We start from the raw sequence: 25,941 nt of genomic DNA on the forward strand, positions 1-25,941 counted from the left end.
TTTAGAAAGAAACGGTGATAACATGAATAGCGATACAATAGCAGCTATTGCAACATTTCCTGGTAATGCAGGAATTAATATAGTTAGAATTAGTGGTGATAATGCATTAAATATTGCAGAAAAAATTTTTATAAAAAAAAATGAAAAAGCGGAAAATAACATAAAATTTAAGCCAAGATTTCTACATTATGGATATATTGTGGATAAAGATTATAAAATTATAGATGAAGTGTTAATATCATATATGAAATCACCAAACACATATACAAGAGAAGATATAATAGAAATTAATTGTCACGGCGGTATGATTTCAGCAAAAAAAATTCTAGAATCAATATTGGAACATGATTGCAGATTAGCTGAAAGAGGAGAATTTACTAAAAGAGCTTTTCTTAATGGTAGAATAGATTTAACTCAAGCTGAAGCTGTAATTGATATTATAAATTCAAAAACAGATTCAAGTCATGAAATTTCTGTTAATCATTTGGAAGGTAGATTGTCAAAACAAATAAATATTATAATAGATGAAATAATGGATTTATTGGCGAATATTGAAGTTAATATAGATTTTCCAGAGTATGATGAAGATGAAATAACTATCCATAAAATTAAAATTTTAAGTGAAAATGTTGTTGAAAAGTTGGATAATTTAATTAAAACATCAGAGACAGGAAAAATATATAAAGAAGGAATAAGAACTGTAATTTTAGGGAAACCCAACGTTGGAAAATCTTCTTTAATGAATTTTTTATTAAATGAAAATAGAGCAATTGTTACTGAAATACCTGGTACAACCAGAGATACAATTGAAGAATATGTAAATATTAAGGGTATACCTTTACGTATAATTGATACAGCAGGTATAAGGGATACTGAGGACACTGTTGAAAAAATTGGAGTTGAGAAAGCACTTAATAAGGTTAATGAAGCTGATTTAGTAATTATGATTTTTGATTCTTCTAGAGAGCTTGAAGTTGAAGATGAAAAAATATTAGAATATATAATAGGAAAAAGAGTTATATATATAAAAAATAAAGTAGATTTGCAAGATAAATTAGATATATCTAAGTATTTAGATATCAATAAGAATATTATTGATGTATCAGTTTTAAGAAATCAAGGATTGGAAGAAATTATTAATAGAATAAATGAATTATTTTTTGAAGGTTCAATAAATTTAAGTAACGATTTAATAATTAATAACTTAAGACATAAAAATTTATTAATAAAAGCTAAGAAAAGTTTAGAAGACGTACTAAAGTCAATTGATAGTAATATGACTATTGATTTTATTGAAATTGATTTAAAAGAAGCAATGGAAAGCTTAGGACTAATAGTTGGTAAGTCTGTAAGTGATGATTTAGTAGAGAAAATATTTAATGAATTTTGCATAGGTAAGTAATTAGAAAGGATAAAATATGGAAGTTACAGTAAGAGAATTTCTTGCAGAAGAGTTTGACATAGTTGTTGTAGGTGCAGGTCATGCAGGCTGTGAAGCTGCTTTGGCGGCGTCAAGACTTGGCATGAAAACCCTTATGCTTACAATGACTTTAGATTCAATAGCAATGATGCCATGTAATCCTAATATAGGTGGAACTGCTAAGGGACATTTAGTAAGAGAAATTGATGCCCTTGGGGGAGAAATGGCTTTAAATATAGATAAAACTATGATACAATGTAAGATGTTAAACATATCGAAAGGTCCTGCAGTACATTCTTTAAGGGCACAAGCAGATAAAAATAAGTATCATACTGAAATGAAAAAAGTAATTGAAAATCAAGAAAGATTATCCCTTAAACAAGAAGAAGCGACAAAGGTAACTGTTAATTCAGATGGAAGCTTTAATATAAGTACTAAATTTGGTGCAATATATAAGGCAAAAGCTGTTATAATTACTTCAGGGACTTATCTTAAGGGAAGAGTATATATAGGTGAATTAAATTATTCTTCTGGTCCTAATGGATTATCACCTGCAAATGAATTATCTGACTCACTTGTGGATTTGGGAATAAGTTTACGTAAATTTAAAACTGGTACACCAGCCAGAGTTCATTCAGATTCAATAAATTATGATAAGGTTGAAATTCAGACAGGGGATAATGAAATAATTCCATTTTCATTTATGACCGATGAAATTAATATAAATCAAGTACCATGCTATATTTCATATACAACACAAAAAACTCACGAAATAATTCGAGAAAATTTAGATAGATCTCCACTATATGAAGGAGTAATTAAAAGTATAGGACCAAGATATTGTCCTTCAATAGAAGATAAAGTTGTTAAATTTTCAGATAAAGAAAGACATCAACTTTTTATAGAGCCTGAAGGCTTGGATACTAAAGAGATGTATATTCAAGGTATGTCTTCATCTCTACCTTATGAAGTACAAATTGAAATGTATAGAACAATGATTGGTTTGGAAAATTCTGAAATTATGCGTCCGGCATATGCTATAGAATATGATTGTATAGATCCTACACAGTTAAAAAGAAGCCTTGAAATGAGAAATATTAATAACTTATTTTTTGCTGGGCAAGTAAATGGTAGTTCTGGATATGAAGAAGCTGCAGCTCAAGGATTAATTGCTGGTATAAACGCAGTGATGAGTTTGAAGGGCAGAGAACCATTAGTATTAGACAGGTCTGAGGCATATATTGGAGTTTTGATAGATGATTTGGTTACAAAAGGAACAAATGAACCATATCGTATGATGACTTCAAGAGCGGAATACAGATTGATTTTAAGACAAGATAATGCCGATGATAGATTAACTGATAAAGGTTATAAAATAGGGCTTGTAACTGAAGAAAGATATAGTAGGTTTAGGAACAAAAAACAAAAAATAAATGAAGAATTAGATAGAATAAAGAATGTTAAGATTACTCCTAAATCAGAGGTAAATGAATATTTAGAAAGTATAAAAAGTGTTCCTTTAAAAATGCCAGCAAGTTTGTATGAGTTACTAAGAAGACCTGAAATTAATTATGAAAATACAATTAATTTAGATAAAGATAGACCAGAAATGAAGAAAGAAATAAAAGATTATGTTGAAACTGTAATTAAATATGAAGGATATATAGGTAAACAAATTAGACAAATTGAACAATTTAAGAAACTTGAAAATAAAATAATTCATGAAAATATAGATTATAAAAATATTAGTGGTCTTAGGTTAGAAGCAAGTCAAAAACTTGATAAAATAAGACCTGAATCAATTGGCCAAGCTTCTAGAATATCAGGTGTATCACCATCAGATATTAATGTTTTACTAATTTATCTTGAGCAAAGAAGAAGAAAAAAACAAAGCTTAAGAAAAGAAGGTGAGTCTTATTAAGATATTAGAAGAAGGTTTTAAAGAGCTTGATTTAATATATAATAGAGATATTGAGGAAAAATTTATAAAATACAAGGATTTATTAAAAGAATGGAATCAAAAAATTAATATTACTGCTATAGATAATGATAAAGATATTTATGTTAAGCATTTTATAGATAGCATTCTTTTATTAGATGAAAATAGTTCAATTGAAGAGAAAAATCTTATTGATGTTGGTACAGGAGGAGGTTTTCCAGGACTTCCTCTAAAGATTGTAAATAATAATTTCCATATAACCCTGTTAGACAGTTTAAGGAAAAGAATTGATTTTTTGTTAATTGTTGTTCAAAATCTCAATTTACAAGGTGTAGATTTAATTCATGGTAGAGCCGAAGATTTTGGCAGGGATAAAAAATATAGAGAAAACTTTGACATATGTGTATCTCGGGCAGTTGCTCCTTTAAATGTATTAAGTGAATATTGTTTACCTTTTGTAAAAATTGGGGGCTATTTTGCTTCTTATAAAAGTGAGAATATTTCCCAGGAAATAATTGATTCAAGTAGTGCAATAAGAAAATTAGGTGGTATAATAAAAGAAACTCGAGAAATAAAATTGCCAGGGACCGATATAATTAGAAAAATAGTTATCATAGAAAAAATTGAAAACACTCATAAGAATTATCCAAGAAAAGCAGGGAAGCCTAGTAAAGATCCGTTAATATAAGGGGGAGAGTTTTTTGATAAAAAATATTGTTAATATTGATATTAACAAAATAATTCCTAATAAAAATCAACCTAGGAAAATATTTGATAATAAAGCACTAGAAGAATTAAGCCAGTCAATTAAAAATTATGGAATTATACAACCTATTACAGTAAGAAAAATATATGACGATATTTACGAAATAATAGCAGGAGAAAGACGTTTGAAAGCTGCTAAATTATTAGAGATGGAAATAATTCCTGCTGTAGTTATTGAAGTAAAAGAAGAAGAATCTGCTGCAATGGCTTTGATTGAAAACTTACAGAGAGAAGATTTGGATTTTATAGAAGAAGCAATGGCTTATCAAAGGTTGATTGAAGATTTTGAAATTAATCAAACCCAATTGGCTGAAAAACTTGGCAAATCTCAATCTACTATTGCAAATAAAATGAGAATATTAAAGCTTCCAGTAAGTGTTAAACAAAAAATTAGAGAAGGCGGATTAAGTGAACGTCATGCCAGAGCACTTTTAAAGGTTGAAGATGAAGAGTTATTACTAAATATAGTTGATAAAGTTATTAAGAAAGATTTAAATGTCAGTGCTACAGAAAAACTTGTAAAGTCACTTATTGAAGATGTAAATTATAAAAGAATGAAGGACAAGCGTTATGTCAGAAATTTTATAAATTATAAAATATATATAAATACAATTAAGAATGCTTATAATGAAATTATAAAAACAGGTGTAGAAGCAAAATTCGAACAAAAAGAATCAGAAGAATATATAGAACTAAAAGTGAGAATACCGAAAAAATCATATAAGGGATGATAATTATGTCTAAGATAATAAGCATATTCAATCAAAAAGGTGGAGTAGGTAAAACAACAACAAATGTAAATTTATGTGCAGCTCTAGCTTTAAAAGGTAAAAGAATATTGAGCATTGATGTTGATCCTCAAGGTAATTCTACTAGTGGATTTGGTATTGAAAAAAATGAACTTGAGTATTCAATTTATGATGTCTTAATAGAGAATTACGATATAAATAAAGTTATCTGTAAGACAGAAATAGAAAATTTAGATTTAATTCCATCAAATATTCAACTTGCGGGTGCGGAGATAGAGTTAACGAAAACCAAGTTCAGAGAAAAGACGTTAAGAGAAAAAATTAATTTAATAGACAATAAATATGATTATATTATAATTGATTGTCCGCCATCGTTAGGCTTATTATCTTTAAATGCACTTACTGCTTCAAAAACAGTTTTAATTCCTATTCAATGCGAATACTATTCTTTAGAAGGAGTAAGCCAGCTTATAGATACTGTAGGAATAGTAAAAAGAAGTTTAAATCCTAAGCTTGAGATAGAAGGTGTTTTACTCAATATGTTTGATGGAAGAACAAACTTGTCTATTCAAGTAGTCGAAGAAGTAAAAAGATATTTCAAAGATAAGGTTTATAGAACGGTAATTCCTAGAAGTGTTCGTCTTGCAGAAGCACCAAGTTTTGGTCAACCTATTATGCTTTATGATAACAAGTCAAAAGGAAGTGAAGCATATTTAAAGCTTTCTGATGAAATAATCAAGAATAATTAAGGAGGTAGAATATGGCTATTAAAAGAAAAGCCTTGGGCAAGGGTTTATCAGCATTAATACCAGAAGATTTAGAAAAGCAAGATAATCAAAGGATTGAAGATATAGATACTAGTTTAATACGTCCTAACCCAAATCAACCTCGTAAGGTATTTGAGAATGAAAAATTAGAAGAGCTTACAGATTCCATAAAAAAGTATGGGGTAATACAACCTATAATTGTTAGAAAAGATGGTAATTTATATACTATAATAGCTGGGGAAAGAAGATGGAGAGCCTGTAAGAATGCTAATATCAGTAGTATTCCATGTATTGTCAGAGATATAGAAAATAAAAATGCTTCTGAAATAGCATTGATAGAGAATATACAAAGGGAAGATTTAAACCCTATAGATGAAGCTAATGCTTATGAATATATAATTGAGCGTTATGGGATAACTCAGGAAGAGGTTTCAAGCATAGTAGGTAAGTCTAGAGTGTATGTTACTAATATTGCTAGATTAATTAAACTTGATAAATATGTACAAAATAAAATTATTACAAATCAAATTTCAGCTGGTCATGGAAGAGCTATTTTAAGCTTGGATTCAGAAAGACAAATAGAATTAACTAATAGAATAATAAAAGAGAATTTAAGTGTTAGAGATGTTGAAAAACTTGTTAGAGATTCAAAAAAAGTAAAGAAAAAAAAGAAAATAGTAGAAAAAGATAAATATTTATGTTATATAGAAGAAATGTTAACTGAAAGGTTTTCTACAAGAGTTAATGTAAAAAACAAAAAAAGTAAGGGAAAGATAGAAATTGAATATACAAATAATGAAGATTTAAATAGAATTTTAGACTTATTAAATATTGAAGAATGAATCATTGTTAGTTTTAGCAATGATTTTTTTATTATATAGGAAAGTTCTCTTTTCCTATATAATAAAAGACGAGGAAGGACGGAACGTTCTTGCCGTTAAGGGGTCATAGGTCACCCTAGCGGCGTTTCGAAGCAACACTTTTTAATTAAATATATACTATTATTAAATATTTATGTTAAATATAGAATTAAGTAGAAAAGGTTTACTTATAAATTAAAGTAAATAATAAAATTAAAAATATTAATATTAGTAACAATAATAATAATATACTAACTATAAATAGTATTATTTCTTTATAATTGACATATAATTAACAAGGAAGTATAATTAAATATAATTTTATGTCTTATTATATAATAGGGAGGTTATTGAAGTGCAAAAACAACTAAACGTAATAGCTAGGGAAAAGGATTTTTTAGCTTTAAAGGAGTATATTAAAGCGACTAAAGATAATCAAGGTGTTTTAATGCAAACGTTACACAAAGCACAACAAATCTTTGGATATCTACCTATTGAAGTTCAAAAATTCATATCCTATGAATTGGATATACCCTTAGCAGAAGTTTATGGAGTGGCAACTTTTTACACACAATTTTCTATAGACCCAAAAGGCAAACATAAAATTGGCGTTTGTTTAGGAACAGCTTGTTATGTAAAAGGTTCTCAATTAGTATTGGACAAGTTATCAAAGGAATTAAATATTAAGGTTGGAGGAACAACAGAAGATAATTTATTTACTCTTGAGGCTACTAGGTGCTTAGGTTGTTGTGGATTAGCCCCTGTAATGATGATTGATGATGAAGTATATGGAAAGTTAGACCCTAAGAAGATACCTGAAATTTTATCAAAATATATGGAATAGAGGTGTTATATGAAATCATTAGAGGAATTAAGAAAATTAAGAGAAGATTCAATAAAAAATATTGAAATGCGTAATACAGATAAGGATATAAGGATAGTAGTTGGTATGGCTACTTGCGGGATATCAGCTGGTGCAAGGCCAGTATTAAGTACGCTTGTAGAAGAAGTTGCAAAAAGAAATTTAAACAATGTGCAAGTAGTTCAGACTGGATGTATAGGAATGTGCACATATGAACCTATTGTAGAAATTTATACTCCAAATAATGAAAAGGTTACATATATTCACGTAGATAGTGAAAAAGCTAAGAGAATTGTTTTAGAGCACATTGTTAATGGTAACGTAATTAATGAATATACAATAGGATCAGTAAAGTAATGAGAGGAATGAAGTTATGGAGGTAGAATTATGAAGATTTTCAGGTCTCATGTTTTAGTATGTGGAGGGACTGGATGTACTTCTTCTAAATCTGATTTAATTAAGAAAAGATTTGAAGAAAAAATAAAAGAAGTAAATCTGGACGATGAAATTCAAGTTATTGCTACAGGATGTTTTGGTTTATGTGAAGTAGGACCAGTCGTTATTATATATCCAGAAGGATCATTTTATGCAAGAATGACTGTTGATAGAGTTGATGAAATAGTAGAAGAACATTTGCTTAAAGGTAGAATAGTAAAGAAATACTTATTTGAAGAAAGTACTAAAGATGACATAATAAAATCTCTTGGTGATGTCGATTTTTATAAAAAACAAAAAAGGGTAGCTTTAAGAAACTGTGGTGTAATTAATCCTGAAAATATTAATGAATATATTGCCAGAGATGGTTATATGGCTTTAGGAAAAGTTTTAACTGAAATGTCTTCAGAGGAAGTAATTAAATTAATAAAGGATTCAGGTTTAAAAGGAAGAGGAGGAGCTGGTTTCTCTACAGGAATGAAGTGGAGTTTTGCAGCACCTAATGAATCGGATCAGAAGTATGTAATTTGTAATGCAGATGAAGGAGATCCAGGTGCTTTTATGGATAGAAGTGTACTTGAAGGAGATCCTCACTCCGTTTTAGAAGCTATGGCTATTGCAGGTTATGCAATAGGTGCAACTAAGGGATTTATATATGTAAGAGCTGAGTATCCTATAGCAGTGCATAGATTAGAAATTGCAATTAAACAAGCTAGGGAGTTAGGGTTATTAGGTAGTAAATTATTTGAAACGGATTTTGATTTTGATGTTGAAATAAGACTTGGTGCAGGAGCATTTGTTTGTGGAGAGGAAACTGCATTAATGCAATCTATAGAAGGAAAGAGAGGCATGTCTCGTAACAAACCACCATTTCCTGCTAATAAAGGACTTTGGGGTAAGCCTACTATTATTAATAATGTTGAAACTTTAGCTAATGTACCACAAATAATTATTAAAGGGCCAGAATGGTTTAAAAGTTTTGGTACTGCAAAATCACCGGGAACTAAGGTATTTGCACTAGGTGGTAAAATTAATAATACGGGGTTAGTTGAAGTTCCAATGGGGACGACTTTAAGAGAAGTAATTTATGATATTGGCGGAGGCTGTCCTAATGGTAAAGAGTTTAAAGCAGTACAAACTGGAGGACCATCAGGTGGGTGTTTAACAAAAGATCATTTAGATACTCAAATTGACTATGAGAATTTAGTAGCCTTAGGTTCAATGATGGGTTCAGGTGGAATGATAGTAATGGATGAAGATAATTGTATGGTTGATATTGCAAGATTCTTTTTAGACTTTACTGTTGATGAATCATGTGGTAAATGTACGCCTTGTAGAGAAGGTACAAAGAGAATGCTAGAAATTTTAGATAAAATTACTGAAGGCAAAGGTACAATGGAGGATTTAGACAAACTTGAGAAATTGGCAATTAATATAAAAGAAACTTCTCTTTGTGGGCTTGGCCAAACAGCACCAAATCCAGTATTATCAACATTAAAATACTTTAGAGATGAATATGAAGCACATGTAATTGATAAAAGATGTCCAGCAGGTGTATGTCAGTCTCTATTAAGATATATTATAACTATGAACTGTAAAGGATGTACAAAGTGTGCAAGAGTATGTCCTGTAGGTGCAATTGAAGGTAAAGTAAAGGAAGTTCATATAATTAATCAGGATAAATGTATAAAATGTGGTGCTTGTATGGATGCTTGTAGTTTCCATGCTATTATTAAAAAGTAGGAGAGGTAGGTGTTAAATTTGGAAAGAGTTAATTTAACTATTAATGGTTTAAAAATAAATGTACCGAAAGAATATACAGTATTGTTAGCAGCAAGAGAAGCCGGAATAGATATACCTACACTTTGCTATTTAAAAGATATAAATGAAGTAGCAGCTTGTAGAGTTTGTGTTGTTGAAGTTGATATAAATGGTGTTCCAATGAGAAATTTACCTGCTTCATGTGTACTGCAGGTTCAAGAAGGTATGAACGTAAGAACAAATACAGCAAGAGTAAGAAACGCAATTAAAATGAACGTAGAGTTAATTTTGGCAAACCATAATAGAGAATGTTTAACATGTTTAAGAAATGGTACTTGCGAATTACAAAAACTCTGTAATGAACTTGGTATAGAAGAAATCGAATATCAAGGAGAAAAAAGAGAAGCAAAAATAGATAAGTTATCTCATTCTATAGTAAGAGATACTACTAAATGTATATTATGCGGAAGATGTGTTAGTACATGTAAAAATGTTCAGGAAATAGGTATTTTAGATTTTACAAAGAGAGGATTTAATACAGAGGTAGCACCTGCTTTCGATTATAGTATGAAAGATGTACCTTGTGTTTATTGTGGTCAGTGTATAAATGCATGTCCTGTTGCTGCACTTAGGGAAAGAACATATATAGATGACGTTTGGGATGTAATTGATGATCCAAAGAAATATGTTGTTGTACAAACAGCTCCAGCTGTTAGAGCATCACTAGGAGAAGAATTTGGGTATCCTGTTGGGACAGATATTACAGGAAAAATGGTTGCTGCATTAAAAAGGCTTGGATTTGATAAAGTGTTTGATACAAACTTCTCAGCTGATTTAACAATAATGGAAGAAGGAACGGAGCTTTTAAACAGAGTAAAAAATGGTGGAAAGTTACCTATGATTACTTCTTGTTCCCCAGGATGGATTAGATTCTGTGAAATAAATTATCCTGAATTTTTAGAAAATCTTTCTACATGCAAGTCTCCGCAGCAGATGTTTGGTGCAATATTAAAGACATACTATGCAGAAAAAGCTGGCATTGATCCTAAGGATATAGTTTGTGTATCAGTTATGCCTTGTACTTCTAAGAAAACAGAAGCTAACAGACCTGAAATGGAGGTAGATGGCATAAGGGATGTTGATATATCATTAACTACTAGAGAACTTGGTGATATGATAAAACAAGGAAGAATTGATTTTACAAAATTGCCTGATGAGCATCCTGACAATATTTTAGGTGAGTATTCTGGCGCAGGGGCAATATTCGGAGCTACTGGTGGAGTTATGGAAGCTGCTCTTAGAACAGTTGCAGATATTTTAACAGGTAAGGATTTAAAAGAAATTGATTATCAAGTTGTAAGAGGTTTAGACGGTGTAAAAGAAGCTTCGGTTATTTTACCTATAGATGGAAAGGAAACAGAGGTGAAGGTTGCTGTAGCTCATGGAACATCAAATGCAGCTAAAGTTTTAGAAGCAGTAAAATCTGGCGAAAAAGAATATCACTTTATTGAGATTATGGCTTGTCCAGGAGGCTGTGTACATGGAGGAGGTCAATCTCATGTATCAGCTAAATCAAGATTAGATATTAATCCAAAAATGAGCAGAGCAAATGCTCTTTATGAGCTTGATAAATCACTACCTCTTAGAAAATCTCATAAAAATCCTGAAGTTGTGAAACTTTATGAAGAATATTTGAAAGAACCAAATAGTCACTTATCACATAAACTTCTTCATACTCAATATAAAAAAATTGAAGTATATCAAGTTGATCAACAAGAGGAATTAGATAGATTATTTGAGAAACTTAAATAGAAAAATACCGGCTAATGCCGGTATTTTTTTTATTAATTATTAATAATTATATCTTTAAGTTCCTTTACAGAAGAGGCGATATAATCTGCTCCTTCCTGTTTTAAAAGAGATTTCGATCTATAACCCCATAAAACTCCAATTGATTTAATATTGGCGTTTCTAGCCGTACTAATGTCTATTTCCGTATCACCAATATAAACACAATCACTTTTTTTCAGCTTTATCATATCAATTATATCTAATAAAGTATCTGGATTAGGTTTTGCTTTATAACCATCTCTAAGACCATATGTTACCTTTACTTTGTTCTTAAAAATATTATCTACTAAAGTTTTTGTAAAGTCATCTGGTTTATTAGATAATATAGCTGTAACAATATTATTTTTTTCCAATTCTTCTAAAAGTTCAATAATTTCGTTAAAAGGCTTTGTATTATCAAGCATATGTTCTTTATAATAAGTATTAAAATAATTTAAAAATTGATTAATAATTTCTTCTTTATTTATGCTGAAGTATTTTTCAACTATACTTTTTACCATATAATATCTTCCATTACCAAGAAGTAATTTGTAGTTTTGTGAATCAACATATGGTAAGTTAAATTTTGATAATGCAAAATTGCAAGCATTTTCAAGGTCCTTTACAGAGTCCAGTAAAGTACCATCTAAATCAAATATAGCAGCCTTAAACATGTATGCCTCCTATTTTTTTAATAATAATATACTACCATAAATTTCATAGAAATGGTATAATATATTTAAAAATTGTTAGTTCATTCAATAAAATTTGAATAAAGGTGAATAAGATGTTACTTATAAAAAATGGTAGAGTTATTGATCCAAAATCAAAAAGAGATGAATTTTTAGATTTATTGATAGATGGAAATATAATTAAGAAGTTAGAAAAGAAAATAGATTATTGTAGTAGCAATTGTAATGTTATCGATGCCAAAGGAAAAATTGTATCCCCAGGCTTTATTGATGTACATGTCCATTTTAGGGACCCTGGTTTTACATATAAAGAGGACATTCAGACAGGTTCTATGGCTGCAGCAAGAGGGGGGTATACAACTGTTATTTGTATGGCAAATACAAATCCAATAGTTGATAATATAGACACTTTGAAGTATATTATAAAAGAATGTGAAAAATCTCCAATCAATGTTTATCAGACTGCTTCTATAACAGAGAAATTAAAAGGAAAAAATATTGTTGATATGGAGTTGTTAAAACATAATGGTGCAATAGGATTTACTGATGACGGTGTTCCAATATTGGATAGTAAGATAGCTATTAAATCAATGGAAATAGCGAAAGAATTGAATTTACCTTTGAGTTTTCATGAAGAAGATCCAAATTTAATTGGTCTTGCAGGAATAAACGATGGGTCTATTTCTAAAAAAATGGGTATTAATGGTGCATCTAATTTAGCTGAAGATGTTATGGTCGCTAGAGACTGTGTACTAGCCCTTGAAACTAAAGCAAAAGTTAATATTCAACATATAAGTTCTGGTAATTCAGTTGATATTATTAGGAATGCAAAGGCTAAAGGAGCAAATATAACTGCTGAGGTTTCTCCACACCATTTTTCATTAACAGAAGATGCAGTGTTATTATATGGGACAAATGCAAAAATGAACCCTCCATTGAGAACTGAGTATGATAGAATGAAATTAATTGAGGGTATAAAAGATGATACCATTGATATAATTGCAACAGATCATGCACCTCATTCCGAAGAAGAGAAAAAAAGAGAATTTGCAAAGGCTCCAAGCGGGATAATTGGACTTGAAACATCGTTAGCTCTTGGAATAACAAATTTAGTCAATAAAAATCATATTAGTTTATCAAAACTTATTGAGAAAATTACAATAAATCCCGCTTTGCTGTATAATCTTGATTTAGGATATATAGATGTAGGATCTAAAGCTGATATTGTAATTTTTGATCCAATAGAAAAATGGGTAGTTAAGAAATTTTATTCTAAGTCATCAAATACTCCGTTTATTGGTCAAGAATTGTTTGGTAAAGTAAAATTCACCATATGCAATGGTAAAATAATATATCAAGATGATTCTTCATCTTAATCTCTTTATATAAGATAGAAGTAGTTAATAAAAATAAAATAAACAAAGAGTAGGTAGAACATATAATATAATATAAATTAAAAGTAGGTGATTTAATGATTTATTTAGATAATGCTGCTACAACTTTTACAAAGCCAAAATCAGTATATCAAAATGTGATGAAAGCTATGAAAAGCTATGGAGCTAATCCTGGAAGAGGAAGCCACGGAATGGCTATAGAAGGAGCAAAGGTAATTTATGAAACTAGGGAACTATTAGCTAAGCTTTTCAAATTAGATGATCCTATGAAAGTTATATTTACCTTTAATGCAACAGATGGTCTTAATTTAGCAATTAAAGGAATATTGAAATCAGGTGATCATGTTATAGCTACAGAAATGGATCATAATTCTGTTTTAAGGCCAATAAAGGAACTTGAATTAAAGGGAGTAGAAAACACTATAGTGACATGCTCTGAAGATGGAAGTATTAGGGTAGAAGATATTGTAAAAGCAATTAAAAGTAATACAAAATTAATTGTAACCACACATGTTTCAAATTTAACGGGAACAATTTTTCCAATTGAAGCAATTGGAAAAATATGTAAATCAAAAAATATAACATATTTGGTTGATGCTGCTCAAAGTGCAGGAGTACTTGATATTGATGTAAACAAACAAAATATAGACATATTATCAGTACCGGGTCATAAAGGATTACTAGGACCACAGGGTACGGGTGCCCTGTTAATAAATAGTGAAATAGAAATAGATTATTATAAGGTAGGTGGAACTGGAAGTGAGTCAAGTAATTTAAGACAGCCAAATTTTTATCCTGATAAATTTGAAGCAGGTACACCGAACTTGCCAGGAGTAGCTGGGTTAAATGCAGGAGTTAAGTATATTCTAGACAGAGGCACAGATTCGATTTTAAACCACGAAAAAAGTCTTTTAGACCTATTCATCACAGAAGTAGAAAAGAACCCTAAAATCAAAATATATGGCCCGAAAAGAATAGAACATCGATGTGGCGTTGTTCCGATTAACATTTTAGATATAGATTCTTCAGAAGTTGCATATTTATTAGATACAGAATATAATATAGCTGTTAGACCAGGACTTCATTGTGCACCATTGGCGCATAAGGCAATAGGAACTGAAAAAATAGGAGCTGTAAGATTTAGTGTTGGTCCTTTTAATAAAAACAATGACATTAAGCTTGCTATAAAAGCATTAAACGAAATATCAATGCAATAAATATTAAATAGGGCGATTCATATTGTAGGGTATGCATTGTATGCATGCCACGGGACGCATAAATGTGTCCCCTACAGTTTAGGTTCCCATTATAATAAGGAGAAATATGAAGCGATTAATATTATTTTTTATTGTTATAATTATTGTTGTCAGTATTTTCATTTTAACAAAAGGAGGAGATTTTATTATAGATCTCCAAGAAAATAAAAAATATAAAATCGAAGATATTGAGAATGTAAATATTAATTCCTTAGAAGACATTAGATTTTTTGATAAAGGCATTTTAACTTTTAATAATCAAAAAATTATTTACTATGATTTTAATGGTAAAATATTATGGGAGAATAAAAACAATGTTTTTACTAATGAAGTTTATGTAACTGATAAATATATTTTTAGAAGATTAGATAATAGTATTGAAATAATTAATGGAAATAATGTAACTTTAGGCATTATTGAGTTCACAGGAGAAATTGTTAGTGTTTCACGTGAAAACGATAAAACTTTTGTTGTTTCTAGAATAAAAGATGGCCAAAATTCACTTTACGTTTTAGATGAAAATAATGAAGTAGTAGTTAAAGATAAACATTTCAATAACGCTATAACAGGGGTATCGTTAAGTGATAAATCAGAAGGATATGCCCTAACTACATTAGATTTTAATAATGATACACCTATCAATACAATATTATTTAATTTGCTAGATGATGTAGAATTGTGGAATTTTGAAATTAAGAATGAGGTTATTTTAGAAATATCAATAGTAAATAATAATGTTATATTATTAGGTTCAGAAAATATATACTACTACAACAATAATGGAAAGCTAATGTGGAAAAATAGTGTATATAATAAAATAGTTTCGTTTGAAATAGACAAAATTGAAAAAAGAATATATATATTATATGAACAAGATGAAAAACTAGAGATGATTTCTTATAATTTTGAAGGAAAGGTAATGGAATTGTATAGCATATCAGAAAATGTATATAATATCAAATTATTTGATTCTAAAATATTTGGTTATGATAATCATAAAGTATACTTGTTTCATGATAGTAAAACAGATAAATTATATGAGAATATGGACGGAAACATTATAAATTTAAAAGTAGATAATAATTATATATATATTATTTTAAATGACGAGATAATAAAAGGGAAAATCAAGTAGTAAGGAAATTATCAAAACTTAATAAGAAATTAATACTAAAGAAAAAGAGGAGGAATGTATGAATTTTATCGATATTATAATAATTATTTTTGTAGGTTGTTCTTGTTTTCAAGGATATAGAAGAGGTTTTATTAAAACACTTTTTGATACAATAGGATTAATTGTAGCTTTTTTTCTTAGTAAAGAGTTTTACTATTTAGTAGAAGAATTTCTTTTGACTAGTACTAAACTTTACGATAAAGTACATAATTTTTTTGATGCGAAATCTGAAAAATTTTACGATATTTTTAATAACGGATCTAATAATATAGTACAAGCCTTCGAAGATATCTTAAAGCTTCCTGTTGAAATGCAAAATTTGCTAAGTAATATTTTCAATTCGGGGAATACTGGAAATGTAGATTCATATTCAGTATTTGTAGATAGTATAAGCACCATTTTGGTTAGGACAATAAGTTTTTTGATTACTTTTTTAATTATTTATATAATACTTGTAATCTTATCGAATATTATTAATACTATATTCAAACTTCCAGTTCTAAATTTAACAAACAGGGTTTTTGGAGGTATTACGGGAGTATTAAAAAGTATAGTAGTATTATATTTAATTTTTGCACTTTCATCACCACTGATTGGCTTTATGCAAGATAGTAACCTTGCACAAAGTATAATAAAGTCTGAATCAAGTAAAATATTTTATGATAATAATATAATATTGAATTATTTATCTTACAAGGGTTTTTATCAATAAATAGTACAAAGAGTCAGTATTAATATAATTATATAGGAGGAATTTATGAAGACAATAGATGCGAGAGGAAAATCATGTCCACTACCAGTAATATTAACTAAGAAAGAAATAGATGCAGGTGAAAACAATATTATTACAATTGTAGATAATGAAACTGCAAAGTTAAATGTTGGGAAATTGGCATCAAAATTTGCATATAACACAAAATTAGAAGAGAAAAACGATGGAATATATATTGAACTGTTCAAAGAAACAAATGTCGATAAGGATATAGAAATAGTTGATAATTCAACGAAAATAAACAGTTGTATTGTGTTAGGCTCAGATAAATTAGGAAAAGGCTCTGAGGAACTTGGAAATATTCTTATGAAAAGTTTCATTTATACAATAACAGAAACAAAACCATACCCTAATTTTATGGTATTTTTGAACAGTGGAGTAAAATTAACAACAAAAGGTTCTGAAGTAATTGAAGATTTAAAAAAGCTCGTAGAAGAAGGAGTTAAAATTGTTTCATGTGGAACATGTTTGGATTTCTTTGAAATTAAAGGCAATTTAGAGGTTGGTGAAATTTCCAATATGTATGATATAGTAGAAATGATAAATAATTCTGACAACACAATAACAGTATAAAGGAGGGGTATTATGCCTATGAAATTAAATGTAGGGGATATTGTCAAACTTAAGAAAAAACATCCTTGTGGTGGATATGAATGGGAAATTTTAAGAATAGGAGCCGATTTTAGGATAAAGTGTAATACATGTGAAAGGCAAGTGTGGCTTCCACGAAAGGAAGTTGAGAGAAGAATTACAAAAATAGTTAGTTCTATAGAAACTGAAGAAGAAAAATAATTGTACGGTAAGCTTGTATGCATACCAAGGTGGACAAGACATATTGTCTAATCGTGTTGTTTTGGTCGTCGCGAGATGCATACAATGCGTCCCCTACAGTGTTATATTTGAATGACTATATATTATTGTAGGGTATGCATTATATGCATACCGAATGAGAAGATTATATTAAAATAAATATTTAATCAATAAAAAAGAAATAAGTATTGACATGTATAATAAAATATACTATCATAGTTTAGAAAGAATACCTTTAAACTTGCACAGAGAGGCACGGAAGGATTAATAACTGATAAATTGTTTTTTCTTCTTTGTCATGCAATGAAGATTTTTTTTATACTTTAAAATAGTCCAGAGAGGCTAAAAAGGAGGAACTATGTTAAAAGGAAGAAGTTTAATAGAACCAAAGGATTTATCAGTAGAAGAATTAGATGAAGTACTTGATTTGGCAGATGAGATTATCACCAATCCAATTGCATTTGCAGATGCTTGTAAAGGAAAAGTTTTAGCAACATTATTTTACGAGCCAAGTACAAGAACAAGATTAAGTTTCGAATCTGCAATGTTAAGACTCGGAGGTAGTATAATGGGTTTTTCATCAGCAAATTCAAGTTCTGCTGCAAAAGGAGAAAGTGTTGCGGATACTATTAGAACAATAGCTTGTTACGCAGATATAGCAGCAATGAGGCATCCAAAAGAAGGAGCTCCAATGATAGCAGCAATGAGTACTGATATGCCAGTTATAAATGCAGGAGATGGAGGGCATCAACATCCAACACAAACTTTAACAGATTTATTAACAATAAGATCATTAAAAGGAAGATTAGATAATTTTTTGATTGGGCTTTGTGGTGATTTAAAGTTTGGGCGCACGGTTCATTCTCTTATTAAAGCATTATCAAGATATAATAATATAAAATTTATTTTGATTTCTCCAGAAGAATTGAAAATTCCAGAATATATTAGAGAAGAAATTTTAGTTAAGAATAATATTGAGTTTGAGGAAGTAGAAAGATTAGAATATGTAATAGAAAAACTTGATGTACTTTATATGACTAGAGTGCAAAAAGAAAGATTTTTCAATGAAGCTGATTATATAAGATTAAAAGATAGTTATATATTAAATATGGAAAAATTAGAAAAAGCTAAAAAAGATATGACTATTCTTCACCCTTTGCCAAGAGTAAATGAAATTTCTGTAGAAGTTGATAATGATCCAAGAGCATGTTATTTTAAGCAAGCTAAGTATGGAATGTTCGTTAGAATGGCATTAATAATGAAATTATTGGGGGTGGAAATATAATGTTAAAAATAGATAGCGTAGAAAAAGGGTTAGTTATTGACCATATTCAAGCAGGCAAAGCAATGGAAATTTATAAGTATTTAAATTTAGATAAGATGGATTGCAGTGTTGCTATAATAAAAAATGCTAAAAGTAAAAAATTAAGAAAAAAAGATATAATAAAAGTTGAAAATAATATAAGTATGGACTTAACAGTATTAGGATTTATAGACCCAAACATAACTATTAATGTTATAGATAATGGGGAAATAATTGATAAGATTAATTTAGAGCTTCCTTCAGAAATAACAAATGTAGTAAAGTGCAAGAATCCTAGATGTATTACATCTATTGAACAAGAAGTAAGCCATAAATTTAAGTTGACAGACAAGGAAAACAAAATTTATCGTTGTATATATTGCGACACAGCCTATGAAGAAAACTAATTATAATTACAGCTGATGATTATTCATCAGCTATATCTTTAATTAACAAATTTATTTATAAAATCTTAAAGGAGGATGAAAGTTGATAGTTGATAAACTTTTTAGTCAAGTAGCAACAAAAGGACACGTATGTTTAGGGTTAGATACAGATTATAATTACATCCCAAGAGAGTTTTCTGATAAATATGTGTCTGTTGGAGATGCTATTTATAATTTTAATAAAGAGATAATTGATGCAACTCATGATATAGTAGCATGTTATAAAGTTCAAATAGCTTATTATGAATCTTATGGTTTAGAAGGACTTAAAGCGTATTCAAATATTTTGAAATATATTAAGAAAAAAAATTCTCTCTCAATAGCTGATATAAAAAGAGGGGATATATCTAAAACAGCTGAAATGTATGCAAAAGGACATTATACAGGAGATTTTGAAGCAGATTTTGTTACATTAAATCCATATATGGGTATAAATGATAGCATTGAACCCTTTCTAAAGTTTATTCAAAATAATGAAAAGGGAATATTTGCACTCGTAAGAACTTCAAATAAAGGAGCTAAGGATTTTCAGTATATAAAAAATGAAGACAATACTCCTTTATATGAGACAGTAGGAGAAAAAATAGAAAATCTCGCACAAAATTATATGGGAAATTGCGGTTTTAGCTCGATTGGTGCAGTTGTTGGATGTACAAACAACGAAGAGGGAGTAATTCTGCGAAATAAAATTAAATCAGTATTTTTGTTAATACCAGGCTATGGAGCGCAGGGCGGGAAAGCTGAGGATATTGCAACATATCTTATTAATGGAAATGGAGCTGTAGTTAATTCTTCTAGAGGAATATTACTAGCTTACAAAAAAGAAAATGATGGAGAAAAAAAGTTTGCTTATTATTCAAGAAAAGAAGCAATTAGAATGAGAGAGGATATAAGATCTCACATATAATTAAATACCATTAAACGGAAGTTTTTTCTTTTAATCTGGGAGGAAAGTATGAAGGTTCAAAAAGGTATTATAATAGAAAATAAATGTATTTCAGATAATATATATAAGTTAAGCGTAGAATATCAGGGAAAAATAATTCCTGGACAATTTTTCATGCTTAAAACATTAGATAATTCATTTTTATTACCAAGGCCTATAAGTGTTAATGATGTTAATGAAAAGTCAATTAATTTTTTGTATCGAATAGAAGGAATAGGGACAACAAAAATTAGCACTCTGAAAAAAAATGATAAACTGCAGTTATTTGGGCCATTAGGAAATGGATTTGAAGAAGATAAATTAAATGGACAAATTGCAGTAATAGGTGGAGGTATTGGAATAGCTCCACTATTGTATCTAACTAAAATTTTAGGAAAAAAGGCAGACGTTTACTTAGGATATAAAGAAAAGGTATATATAGATGATGAATTTAAAAAGTACGCAAATAGTACAACAATTGTAACTGAAGATGGTAGTATAGGTGAAAAAGGATTTGTAACTGACTATGTTGATTTTTGCAAATATGATACTGTAGTAACTTGTGGTCCAGAAATTATGATGAATAAAATCGTAGATAAGTGTAAAGAAAATAAAGTTAAATGTTATGTATCATTGGAAAGAAGAATGGCTTGTGGTATGGGAGTATGTCTAGGTTGTACAGTAGAAACTATATATGGAAATAAAAAAGCATGTAAAGATGGACCTGTTTTTTCTAGTGAAGAAATAATATAAAGGTAGGAACGGAGAATGACAATGGCTAACTTAAAGACTAAAGTAATGGGTATAGAATTTAAGAATCCAATATTAGCAGCTTCAGGGACCTTTGGATTTGGAGAGGAATACTCTCAAATTTATGATATATCAATTTTAGGTGGCATTTGTAGCAAGGGTCTCACATTGAATCCTAAACAAGGAAATAAGGGAACAAGGTTATGGGAAACACCTATGGGTCTTATTAATAGTATTGGTCTTCAGAATCCAGGTGTAGATATATTTATAAAAGAAGAGCTGCCAAAAATGAAGTCTTTTAATACAATTATTATTGCAAACCTTGGTGGAAATACAGAAGAAGAGTATCTAGAAGGTATATCAAAGTTAAATAATACAGACGTTGACTTAATTGAGTTAAATATTTCTTGTCCAAATGTAAAAAGTGGTGGTATGGCCTTTGGAGTAAAAAGTGATATTGCACATAAAATAGTATCAAAAGTCAAAAAGAATTGCAACAAACCACTAATGGTAAAGTTATCACCAAATGCTGAAAATATATCAGAAATGGCAATAGCTTGTGAAGCAGCAGGAGCAGATTCCATATCTTTGATAAACACAGTAAAAGCAATGGCTATAGATATAAAAAAAAGAAAACCAGTCTTTGATAATATATATGCAGGATTATCAGGTCCTTGTGTAAAACCAATTGCTCTTCGCATGGTTCATGAAGTAGTAAAATCTGTTAATATACCAGTGTGTGGCTTAGGAGGAATTATGAGTTCAAGGGATGTTATAGAATTCATAATGGTAGGAGCAACACTTGTACAAATAGGTACATCAAATTTTATTAAACCAGATATCGCTGTTGATATAATAGATGGAGTATCTGAGTTCATGGATATAGAAGGAATTAATAGTTTAGATGAAATAAGAGGGATAATATAAAAGTTGGTAATTAAGAAATAATGTAATGTAGAATTTTAGTTTAAAGCTATTTGTATTATTAGTAAAATAGATCAACAAAATAATTAAAATTTCAGGAGGTTATAATGAGTACTGATGTAGTTAAAATATTAAAAGAATGCAATGCACTGTTAGAAGGACATTTTTTATTATCTTCTGGTAAACATAGTGATAGATATTGTCAATGTGCTAAATTATTACAATATCCAGACAAATCTGAAGAGGTAATTTCACTTGTTGCAGATAAAGTTAAGGAACTGGGTATAGACGTAATTGTTGGTCCTGCAATGGGTGGTATAACAGCAGCATATGAATTAGGTAGACAATTAAATATAAGAGCAATATTTACAGAAAGAGAAAATAATGTTATGACATTAAGACGAGGTTTTGAAATAAATCAAGGTGAAAAAATTTTAATTATGGAAGATGTAGTTACTACTGGAAAATCATCTATGGAAACTGCTAAAATATTAGAAGAGTACGGTGGAAAGGTAGTAGGTATAGGTTGTATTGTAGATAGGAAAGTAAGTAAAATAGAATTACCTTTATACAGTGCAGTAGAGATAAAATTTGAAACATATGAACCAAATAATTGTCCATTATGTGGAAATGGTTCAGTACCAGTAAAACCAGGTAGTCGTAAGTTTTAATATGCTAATATAAGCAGTGGATAGCAATAGCTCAACCACTGCTCGTTATTACTTACTAATTGCTGCTATAGGAAGAAAAATGGCCAGAATAACCACCATAATGAGTTGTCACATCTACCATATCTGTCGCAATATGGGTATCGGTAATATCTCATTCTATCATAGTCATATCTTCTATCATCAAAATCCCTATCATATCTGTAATCATATCTATCGTCGTATCTTCTAAATCTATTGCTGTACACATCAAACTCATTGTTATCCCGATTATAATAGTCATTTACATGATTTTGATTATTATTTCTATTATATTCCATATATAAACTCCTTTATAAAAATTTTATATATTATAATATATGATATAATATATATCATGTTACTATATATGGAATTTCCCAGGAAATAAAAATACTAGAGGTAAAAAAATGAAATACTCCAAAGTTGAAGAAGGCATATTTATAAAAAGAATAAACAGATTTATAGCAGATATTTATGTAAATGGAATAATTGAAAAAGTTCATGTAAAAAACACAGGAAGATGTAAAGAATTATTTATCGAAGGAAGAAAGGTATACTTGCAAAAGTCAGATAAATTAGAAAGAAAAACAAAGTATTCTCTTATTAGTATTTATAAAGGGGATAAATTAATTAATATTGATTCTCAAGTTCCAAATTACGTTGTATATGAAAGTATACTATCAAATGAATTGCCAGAGTTTATAGATTTAGCAGAAGTTAAAAGAGAGAAAGTATATAAAAATTCAAGATTTGATATTTATTATAAAAGAAAAAGTGGTAAAGAAGGATTTATAGAAATTAAAGGCGTTACGTTAGAATCAGAAGGAAAAACTTTGTTTCCTGATGCACCAACAGAAAGAGGTAGAAAACATGTTTATGAAATGATAGATGCAGTAGATAATGGATATGAAGGAACAATATTTTTTTTGGTACAATTGGAAGATGCAAAAGAATTTGAACCAAATGATAATACTGATAAAAAATTTGCAGATGCATTAAGAAAAGCAGAAAAATGTGGAGTAAAGATAATTGTATATACATCCTATGTAACTAAAAATACTATAAAAATTAAAAACAGAATAAATTATAAAATAAGCTAAATCTGATTAAAATCAACCACCGAATATTGCGATACTCGGTGGTTGTATATTATTTTAATAGTTGTGATATTTCACCTGTATAGTATAGTGATAGTCTATGTAAGGCTCTAGTACAAGCGATATACAGCAACTTTTTATCATATTTTGTCTTATACCTTTCGTTATCAGTACCAAATACAATAACAGCATCAAATTCCAATCCTTTTGCTAAGTATACTGGGAGTATGGATATTCCAGTAATACTCTCATCACTTATATAATCTATAAGTTTTATATCAACTACATTTTTTAATCTAAAGTATAATTCAGAGGATTCCTTTCTACTCTTGCATATGATTGCTATTGATTCAAACCCTTGATTTTTATATTTTTTTATTTCTTCTAATATTTTTTCTTCCATAGTATTTCTATTAGTACTACTAATAATTTTTGGTTTTTCTTCATGTCTTTTAAAGTATTCTACATCGGTTTCTTTATCTAATAATTTACTACAGAATTTATTTATTTCATATGAACTACGATAACTCTTAGTTAAGAATATTTTATTACTTTTTTGTTTATTAAAGATATTTATTATTTCATCATAAATATCTAAATTAGATTCCTTTTCAGCTGATTGATTTATATCGCCTACAATTGTAAACCTAGCTTCCCTGAACATATGTTTCAATAAATAATAATGAATAGGATAATAATCCTGAGCTTCATCAACTATTACTTGTTTTATGTTGCTAAATAAACTACATCCTTCGGCCATAATCTTTAGATACATTAATCCAATACCATCAGAGTAATGAATATTAAAAGGATCAGAAATACTTTCGTTTGTGTAATCAATAATTCTATCTATATCTTTAGGTAGGGATAAGCCTTTTGATAATTTGTAAAATAATTCCTTATTTTTGAACAATTCCTTATATAATTCATAACAATTAAATTCAGAAAATTTATGAATCTTTTCTTTAAGAGCTGTAGTTTCTTTTGCCAATAATACTCTAGAAAAAGATTTTACTTCAAATTCATGTCTATTAGAATTATCAACTACTTTTTCAATTTTTTTCAAACGATTTTTTTTCATATCATAAACTTTATCCATAACCCTATTTTCTAAAATTTTTAGCTTTTTAGATGTAGGCATATTTAACTTTCCGCTTAATAGCAAAGACTTTAATAGATTACGATTCTCAATAAGTTTTCCATTATAATAAACATCTTCAAAAGGAATTAAATTATGTTCGAAATAGTAAATAAATCTTTGTATGATTTTCAAAAATGTTTCAGAACCTTTGAAATCGTCATAAAGACGTAAAAAATCTCTTTCATCTTCGGTTTTAGAACAAATAATACTTTCAAGTTGTTCACTTTTGCTTTTTATAGACAATTTATTATTATAAATTTTTGAAAAAATATTTTCAAAAGTAAGTTCCTCAATACTTTCTTCTCCAAGTTCAGGTAAAACATTAGAAATGTATTTTGAAAATATTGAATTTGGCGAAATCACTATTATATTATTTGACCTTAATTTCAAATTTAAACCTTGATATAATAAAAATGCAATTCTATGAAGAGCTACCGAAGTTTTCCCACTTCCTGCAACTCCTTGTACTGTTAGAATATCATTATTCAAATCGCGAATAATGCAATCTTGTTGTTTTTGTATGGTTTCAACAATAGTTTTCATTTTAGAAGTCATATTTTGAGAAAGAGCTTCTTTAAGCATTTCATCAATGATATTAATATTGCTGTCAAAAAAATAATCCATATTACCATTAGTTATTTTAAATTGTCTCTTAAGTGATAAATTACCTTTGATCAAACCAGCAGGGGCCATATATTCTACTGGTCCGGGTTCATTTCTATAATAAATACTAGAAATCGGTGCGCGCCAATCATATATCTTAATATCATGTGTTTCTTCATCCATTAAATTGAAAGTACCTATATATATTTTTTCTGTATCATCATAGCCCTCTTCAGTAAAGTTAATTTTAGCAAAATAAGGAGTATCTAACATTTTCTCATACTTAGATATACGCTTGGCTAATTCAGTATAGCTAAAGGTTTGTGATTGTAATGCACTTAAATATTGATTTAAATCAGAGAGTTTATCAAAATCTGATGAAGAATGAGTTGTGTTTTCCCACATCTCTCTTCTTGCAGCAATTAAATCAATCTTTTTACCATCAAGTTCTTCTGTTTCTAACTCCAATTTATAATTTAATAAATTAATTATTTCATTAAGATAGTCGATTTCTTCATTATAAATATTTTCATATTGACTCATTTTATAACCCCTTTTAATTAGCTTATGCTTGTAT

At 28.9% G+C, this 25,941-nt stretch carries 26 protein-coding genes; 23 read left to right on the top strand and 3 right to left on the bottom strand.

Going from position 1 to position 25,941, the window contains the following annotated elements:
* The first annotated feature begins 22 nt into the window (after nucleotides 1-22).
* From mnmE to U8307_RS06690, 10 genes are all read left to right on the top strand, one after another.
* The gene (mnmE, locus tag U8307_RS06645) at nucleotides 23-1,402 is read left to right on the top strand and encodes a tRNA uridine-5-carboxymethylaminomethyl(34) synthesis GTPase MnmE (protein WP_326911299.1); all 1,380 of its coding nucleotides are present in this window, start codon (nucleotides 23-25) and stop codon (nucleotides 1,400-1,402) included.
* A 16-nt stretch (nucleotides 1,403-1,418) separates the two neighbouring features.
* A complete protein-coding gene (gene mnmG / locus U8307_RS06650) occupies nucleotides 1,419-3,341 on the top strand; it encodes a tRNA uridine-5-carboxymethylaminomethyl(34) synthesis enzyme MnmG (protein ID WP_326911300.1) in 1,923 nt (640 codons plus the stop codon).
* Nucleotides 3,328-4,047 carry a 16S rRNA (guanine(527)-N(7))-methyltransferase RsmG gene (rsmG, locus tag U8307_RS06655; protein ID WP_326911301.1) on the top strand — a complete coding sequence of 240 codons (720 nt, stop codon included), beginning with the start codon at nucleotides 3,328-3,330 and terminating at the stop codon, nucleotides 4,045-4,047. The genes mnmG and rsmG overlap by 14 nt, the downstream gene beginning before the upstream one ends.
* Before the next feature lie 13 nt (nucleotides 4,048-4,060).
* Entirely contained in the window at nucleotides 4,061-4,855 is a 795-nt protein-coding gene (gene noc / locus U8307_RS06660; RefSeq protein ID WP_326911304.1) for a nucleoid occlusion protein, read from the top strand.
* 5 nt (nucleotides 4,856-4,860) lie between these two features.
* Nucleotides 4,861-5,622, top strand: a complete 762-nt coding sequence (locus U8307_RS06665) for a ParA family protein (RefSeq protein ID WP_326911307.1) — start codon at nucleotides 4,861-4,863, stop codon at nucleotides 5,620-5,622.
* 11 nt (nucleotides 5,623-5,633) lie between these two features.
* A complete protein-coding gene (locus U8307_RS06670) occupies nucleotides 5,634-6,482 on the top strand; it encodes a ParB/RepB/Spo0J family partition protein (RefSeq protein WP_326911308.1) in 849 nt (282 codons plus the stop codon).
* A gap of 373 nt (nucleotides 6,483-6,855) precedes the next feature.
* The gene (gene nuoE, locus U8307_RS06675) at nucleotides 6,856-7,344 is read left to right on the top strand and encodes an NADH-quinone oxidoreductase subunit NuoE (RefSeq protein WP_326911310.1); all 489 of its coding nucleotides are present in this window, start codon (nucleotides 6,856-6,858) and stop codon (nucleotides 7,342-7,344) included.
* A 9-nt stretch (nucleotides 7,345-7,353) separates the two neighbouring features.
* A complete protein-coding gene (locus tag U8307_RS06680; RefSeq protein WP_326911312.1) occupies nucleotides 7,354-7,719 on the top strand; it encodes a (2Fe-2S) ferredoxin domain-containing protein in 366 nt (121 codons plus the stop codon).
* A 30-nt stretch (nucleotides 7,720-7,749) separates the two neighbouring features.
* A complete protein-coding gene (gene nuoF / locus U8307_RS06685) occupies nucleotides 7,750-9,540 on the top strand; it encodes an NADH-quinone oxidoreductase subunit NuoF (RefSeq protein WP_326911314.1) in 1,791 nt (596 codons plus the stop codon).
* Between the two features lie 18 nt (nucleotides 9,541-9,558).
* Nucleotides 9,559-11,370 (top strand): NADH-dependent [FeFe] hydrogenase, group A6, encoded by a 1,812-nt coding sequence (locus U8307_RS06690; RefSeq protein ID WP_326911567.1) that lies wholly within the window; start codon nucleotides 9,559-9,561, stop codon nucleotides 11,368-11,370.
* 32 nt (nucleotides 11,371-11,402) lie between these two features.
* Here the strand turns inward: U8307_RS06690 and U8307_RS06695 are convergent, their stop codons facing one another.
* Nucleotides 11,403-12,062, bottom strand: coding sequence for an HAD family hydrolase (locus tag U8307_RS06695; protein ID WP_326911316.1), 660 nt, complete (start codon nucleotides 12,060-12,062; stop codon nucleotides 11,403-11,405).
* 113 nt (nucleotides 12,063-12,175) lie between these two features.
* Between U8307_RS06695 and U8307_RS06700 the strand changes: the two genes are divergently transcribed.
* The 12 genes from U8307_RS06700 (at nucleotide 12,176) to pyrE (ending at nucleotide 22,505) form a co-directional block, all read left to right on the top strand.
* Entirely contained in the window at nucleotides 12,176-13,456 is a 1,281-nt protein-coding gene (locus U8307_RS06700) for a dihydroorotase (protein WP_326911318.1), read from the top strand.
* Between the two features lie 95 nt (nucleotides 13,457-13,551).
* Nucleotides 13,552-14,691: an aminotransferase class V-fold PLP-dependent enzyme gene (locus U8307_RS06705; RefSeq protein ID WP_326911320.1), complete on the top strand. Its 1,140-nt coding sequence runs from the start codon at nucleotides 13,552-13,554 to the stop codon at nucleotides 14,689-14,691.
* Nucleotides 14,692-14,797: 106 nt separating this feature from the next.
* Complete coding sequence (locus U8307_RS06710; RefSeq protein ID WP_326911322.1) at nucleotides 14,798-15,865, top strand: DUF5711 family protein; 1,068 nt, start codon at nucleotides 14,798-14,800, stop codon at nucleotides 15,863-15,865.
* A gap of 58 nt (nucleotides 15,866-15,923) precedes the next feature.
* Nucleotides 15,924-16,616 carry a CvpA family protein gene (locus U8307_RS06715; protein ID WP_326911324.1) on the top strand — a complete coding sequence of 231 codons (693 nt, stop codon included), beginning with the start codon at nucleotides 15,924-15,926 and terminating at the stop codon, nucleotides 16,614-16,616.
* A 45-nt stretch (nucleotides 16,617-16,661) separates the two neighbouring features.
* The gene (gene yedF / locus U8307_RS06720) at nucleotides 16,662-17,249 is read left to right on the top strand and encodes a sulfurtransferase-like selenium metabolism protein YedF (RefSeq protein WP_326911326.1); all 588 of its coding nucleotides are present in this window, start codon (nucleotides 16,662-16,664) and stop codon (nucleotides 17,247-17,249) included.
* Between the two features lie 12 nt (nucleotides 17,250-17,261).
* Nucleotides 17,262-17,468: a DUF951 domain-containing protein gene (locus U8307_RS06725; RefSeq protein WP_326911328.1), complete on the top strand. Its 207-nt coding sequence runs from the start codon at nucleotides 17,262-17,264 to the stop codon at nucleotides 17,466-17,468.
* Nucleotides 17,469-17,844: 376 nt separating this feature from the next.
* A complete protein-coding gene (pyrB, locus tag U8307_RS06730; protein WP_326911329.1) occupies nucleotides 17,845-18,771 on the top strand; it encodes an aspartate carbamoyltransferase in 927 nt (308 codons plus the stop codon).
* Entirely contained in the window at nucleotides 18,771-19,196 is a 426-nt protein-coding gene (locus tag U8307_RS06735) for an aspartate carbamoyltransferase regulatory subunit (RefSeq protein WP_326911332.1), read from the top strand. Before pyrB ends, U8307_RS06735 begins: the two co-directional genes overlap by 1 nt.
* Before the next feature lie 82 nt (nucleotides 19,197-19,278).
* Complete coding sequence (gene pyrF, locus U8307_RS06740) at nucleotides 19,279-20,142, top strand: orotidine-5'-phosphate decarboxylase (protein ID WP_326911334.1); 864 nt, start codon at nucleotides 19,279-19,281, stop codon at nucleotides 20,140-20,142.
* Between the two features lie 48 nt (nucleotides 20,143-20,190).
* The gene (locus tag U8307_RS06745) at nucleotides 20,191-20,913 is read left to right on the top strand and encodes a dihydroorotate dehydrogenase electron transfer subunit (protein ID WP_326911336.1); all 723 of its coding nucleotides are present in this window, start codon (nucleotides 20,191-20,193) and stop codon (nucleotides 20,911-20,913) included.
* Between the two features lie 21 nt (nucleotides 20,914-20,934).
* Entirely contained in the window at nucleotides 20,935-21,837 is a 903-nt protein-coding gene (locus U8307_RS06750; protein ID WP_326911338.1) for a dihydroorotate dehydrogenase, read from the top strand.
* Between the two features lie 104 nt (nucleotides 21,838-21,941).
* Nucleotides 21,942-22,505: an orotate phosphoribosyltransferase gene (pyrE, locus tag U8307_RS06755; RefSeq protein WP_326911340.1), complete on the top strand. Its 564-nt coding sequence runs from the start codon at nucleotides 21,942-21,944 to the stop codon at nucleotides 22,503-22,505.
* Between the two features lie 65 nt (nucleotides 22,506-22,570).
* Here pyrE and U8307_RS06760 read toward each other — a convergent pair whose 3' ends face one another.
* Nucleotides 22,571-22,822, bottom strand: coding sequence for a hypothetical protein (locus U8307_RS06760; protein ID WP_326911342.1), 252 nt, complete (start codon nucleotides 22,820-22,822; stop codon nucleotides 22,571-22,573).
* A 108-nt stretch (nucleotides 22,823-22,930) separates the two neighbouring features.
* Here U8307_RS06760 and sfsA point away from each other — a divergent pair, with 108 nt between their 5' ends.
* Entirely contained in the window at nucleotides 22,931-23,623 is a 693-nt protein-coding gene (gene sfsA, locus U8307_RS06765) for a DNA/RNA nuclease SfsA (protein ID WP_326911344.1), read from the top strand.
* A gap of 49 nt (nucleotides 23,624-23,672) precedes the next feature.
* Here the strand turns inward: sfsA and U8307_RS06770 are convergent, their stop codons facing one another.
* The gene (locus U8307_RS06770) at nucleotides 23,673-25,907 is read right to left on the bottom strand and encodes a HelD family protein (protein WP_326911346.1); all 2,235 of its coding nucleotides are present in this window, start codon (nucleotides 25,905-25,907) and stop codon (nucleotides 23,673-23,675) included.
* Nucleotides 25,908-25,941 lie beyond the last annotated feature (34 nt).

This window comes from Sedimentibacter sp. MB31-C6 (assembly GCF_035934735.1).
Classification (GTDB): Bacteria; Bacillota; Clostridia; order Tissierellales; family Sedimentibacteraceae; genus Sedimentibacter.

Bases quoted from the DNA above. Each gene is read 5' to 3' on its own strand.
- mnmE (WP_326911299.1), top strand. From the start codon at position 23: ATGAATAGCGATACAATAGCAGCTATTGCAACATTTCCTGGTAATGCA.
- mnmG (WP_326911300.1), top strand. From the start codon at position 1,419: ATGGAAGTTACAGTAAGAGAATTTCTTGCAGAAGAGTTTGACATAGTT.
- U8307_RS06665 (WP_326911307.1), top strand. From the start codon at position 4,861: ATGTCTAAGATAATAAGCATATTCAATCAAAAAGGTGGAGTAGGTAAA.
- U8307_RS06670 (WP_326911308.1), top strand. From the start codon at position 5,634: ATGGCTATTAAAAGAAAAGCCTTGGGCAAGGGTTTATCAGCATTAATA.
- U8307_RS06680 (WP_326911312.1), top strand. From the start codon at position 7,354: ATGAAATCATTAGAGGAATTAAGAAAATTAAGAGAAGATTCAATAAAA.
- nuoF (WP_326911314.1), top strand. From the start codon at position 7,750: ATGAAGATTTTCAGGTCTCATGTTTTAGTATGTGGAGGGACTGGATGT.
- U8307_RS06695 (WP_326911316.1), bottom strand. From the start codon at position 12,062: ATGTTTAAGGCTGCTATATTTGATTTAGATGGTACTTTACTGGACTCT.
- U8307_RS06700 (WP_326911318.1), top strand. From the start codon at position 12,176: ATGTTACTTATAAAAAATGGTAGAGTTATTGATCCAAAATCAAAAAGA.
- U8307_RS06705 (WP_326911320.1), top strand. From the start codon at position 13,552: ATGATTTATTTAGATAATGCTGCTACAACTTTTACAAAGCCAAAATCA.
- U8307_RS06710 (WP_326911322.1), top strand. From the start codon at position 14,798: ATGAAGCGATTAATATTATTTTTTATTGTTATAATTATTGTTGTCAGT.
- U8307_RS06715 (WP_326911324.1), top strand. From the start codon at position 15,924: ATGAATTTTATCGATATTATAATAATTATTTTTGTAGGTTGTTCTTGT.
- yedF (WP_326911326.1), top strand. From the start codon at position 16,662: ATGAAGACAATAGATGCGAGAGGAAAATCATGTCCACTACCAGTAATA.
- U8307_RS06725 (WP_326911328.1), top strand. From the start codon at position 17,262: ATGCCTATGAAATTAAATGTAGGGGATATTGTCAAACTTAAGAAAAAA.
- pyrB (WP_326911329.1), top strand. From the start codon at position 17,845: ATGTTAAAAGGAAGAAGTTTAATAGAACCAAAGGATTTATCAGTAGAA.
- U8307_RS06735 (WP_326911332.1), top strand. From the start codon at position 18,771: ATGTTAAAAATAGATAGCGTAGAAAAAGGGTTAGTTATTGACCATATT.
- U8307_RS06745 (WP_326911336.1), top strand. From the start codon at position 20,191: ATGAAGGTTCAAAAAGGTATTATAATAGAAAATAAATGTATTTCAGAT.
- U8307_RS06750 (WP_326911338.1), top strand. From the start codon at position 20,935: ATGGCTAACTTAAAGACTAAAGTAATGGGTATAGAATTTAAGAATCCA.
- pyrE (WP_326911340.1), top strand. From the start codon at position 21,942: ATGAGTACTGATGTAGTTAAAATATTAAAAGAATGCAATGCACTGTTA.
- U8307_RS06760 (WP_326911342.1), bottom strand. From the start codon at position 22,822: ATGGAATATAATAGAAATAATAATCAAAATCATGTAAATGACTATTAT.
- sfsA (WP_326911344.1), top strand. From the start codon at position 22,931: ATGAAATACTCCAAAGTTGAAGAAGGCATATTTATAAAAAGAATAAAC.
- U8307_RS06770 (WP_326911346.1), bottom strand. From the start codon at position 25,907: ATGAGTCAATATGAAAATATTTATAATGAAGAAATCGACTATCTTAAT.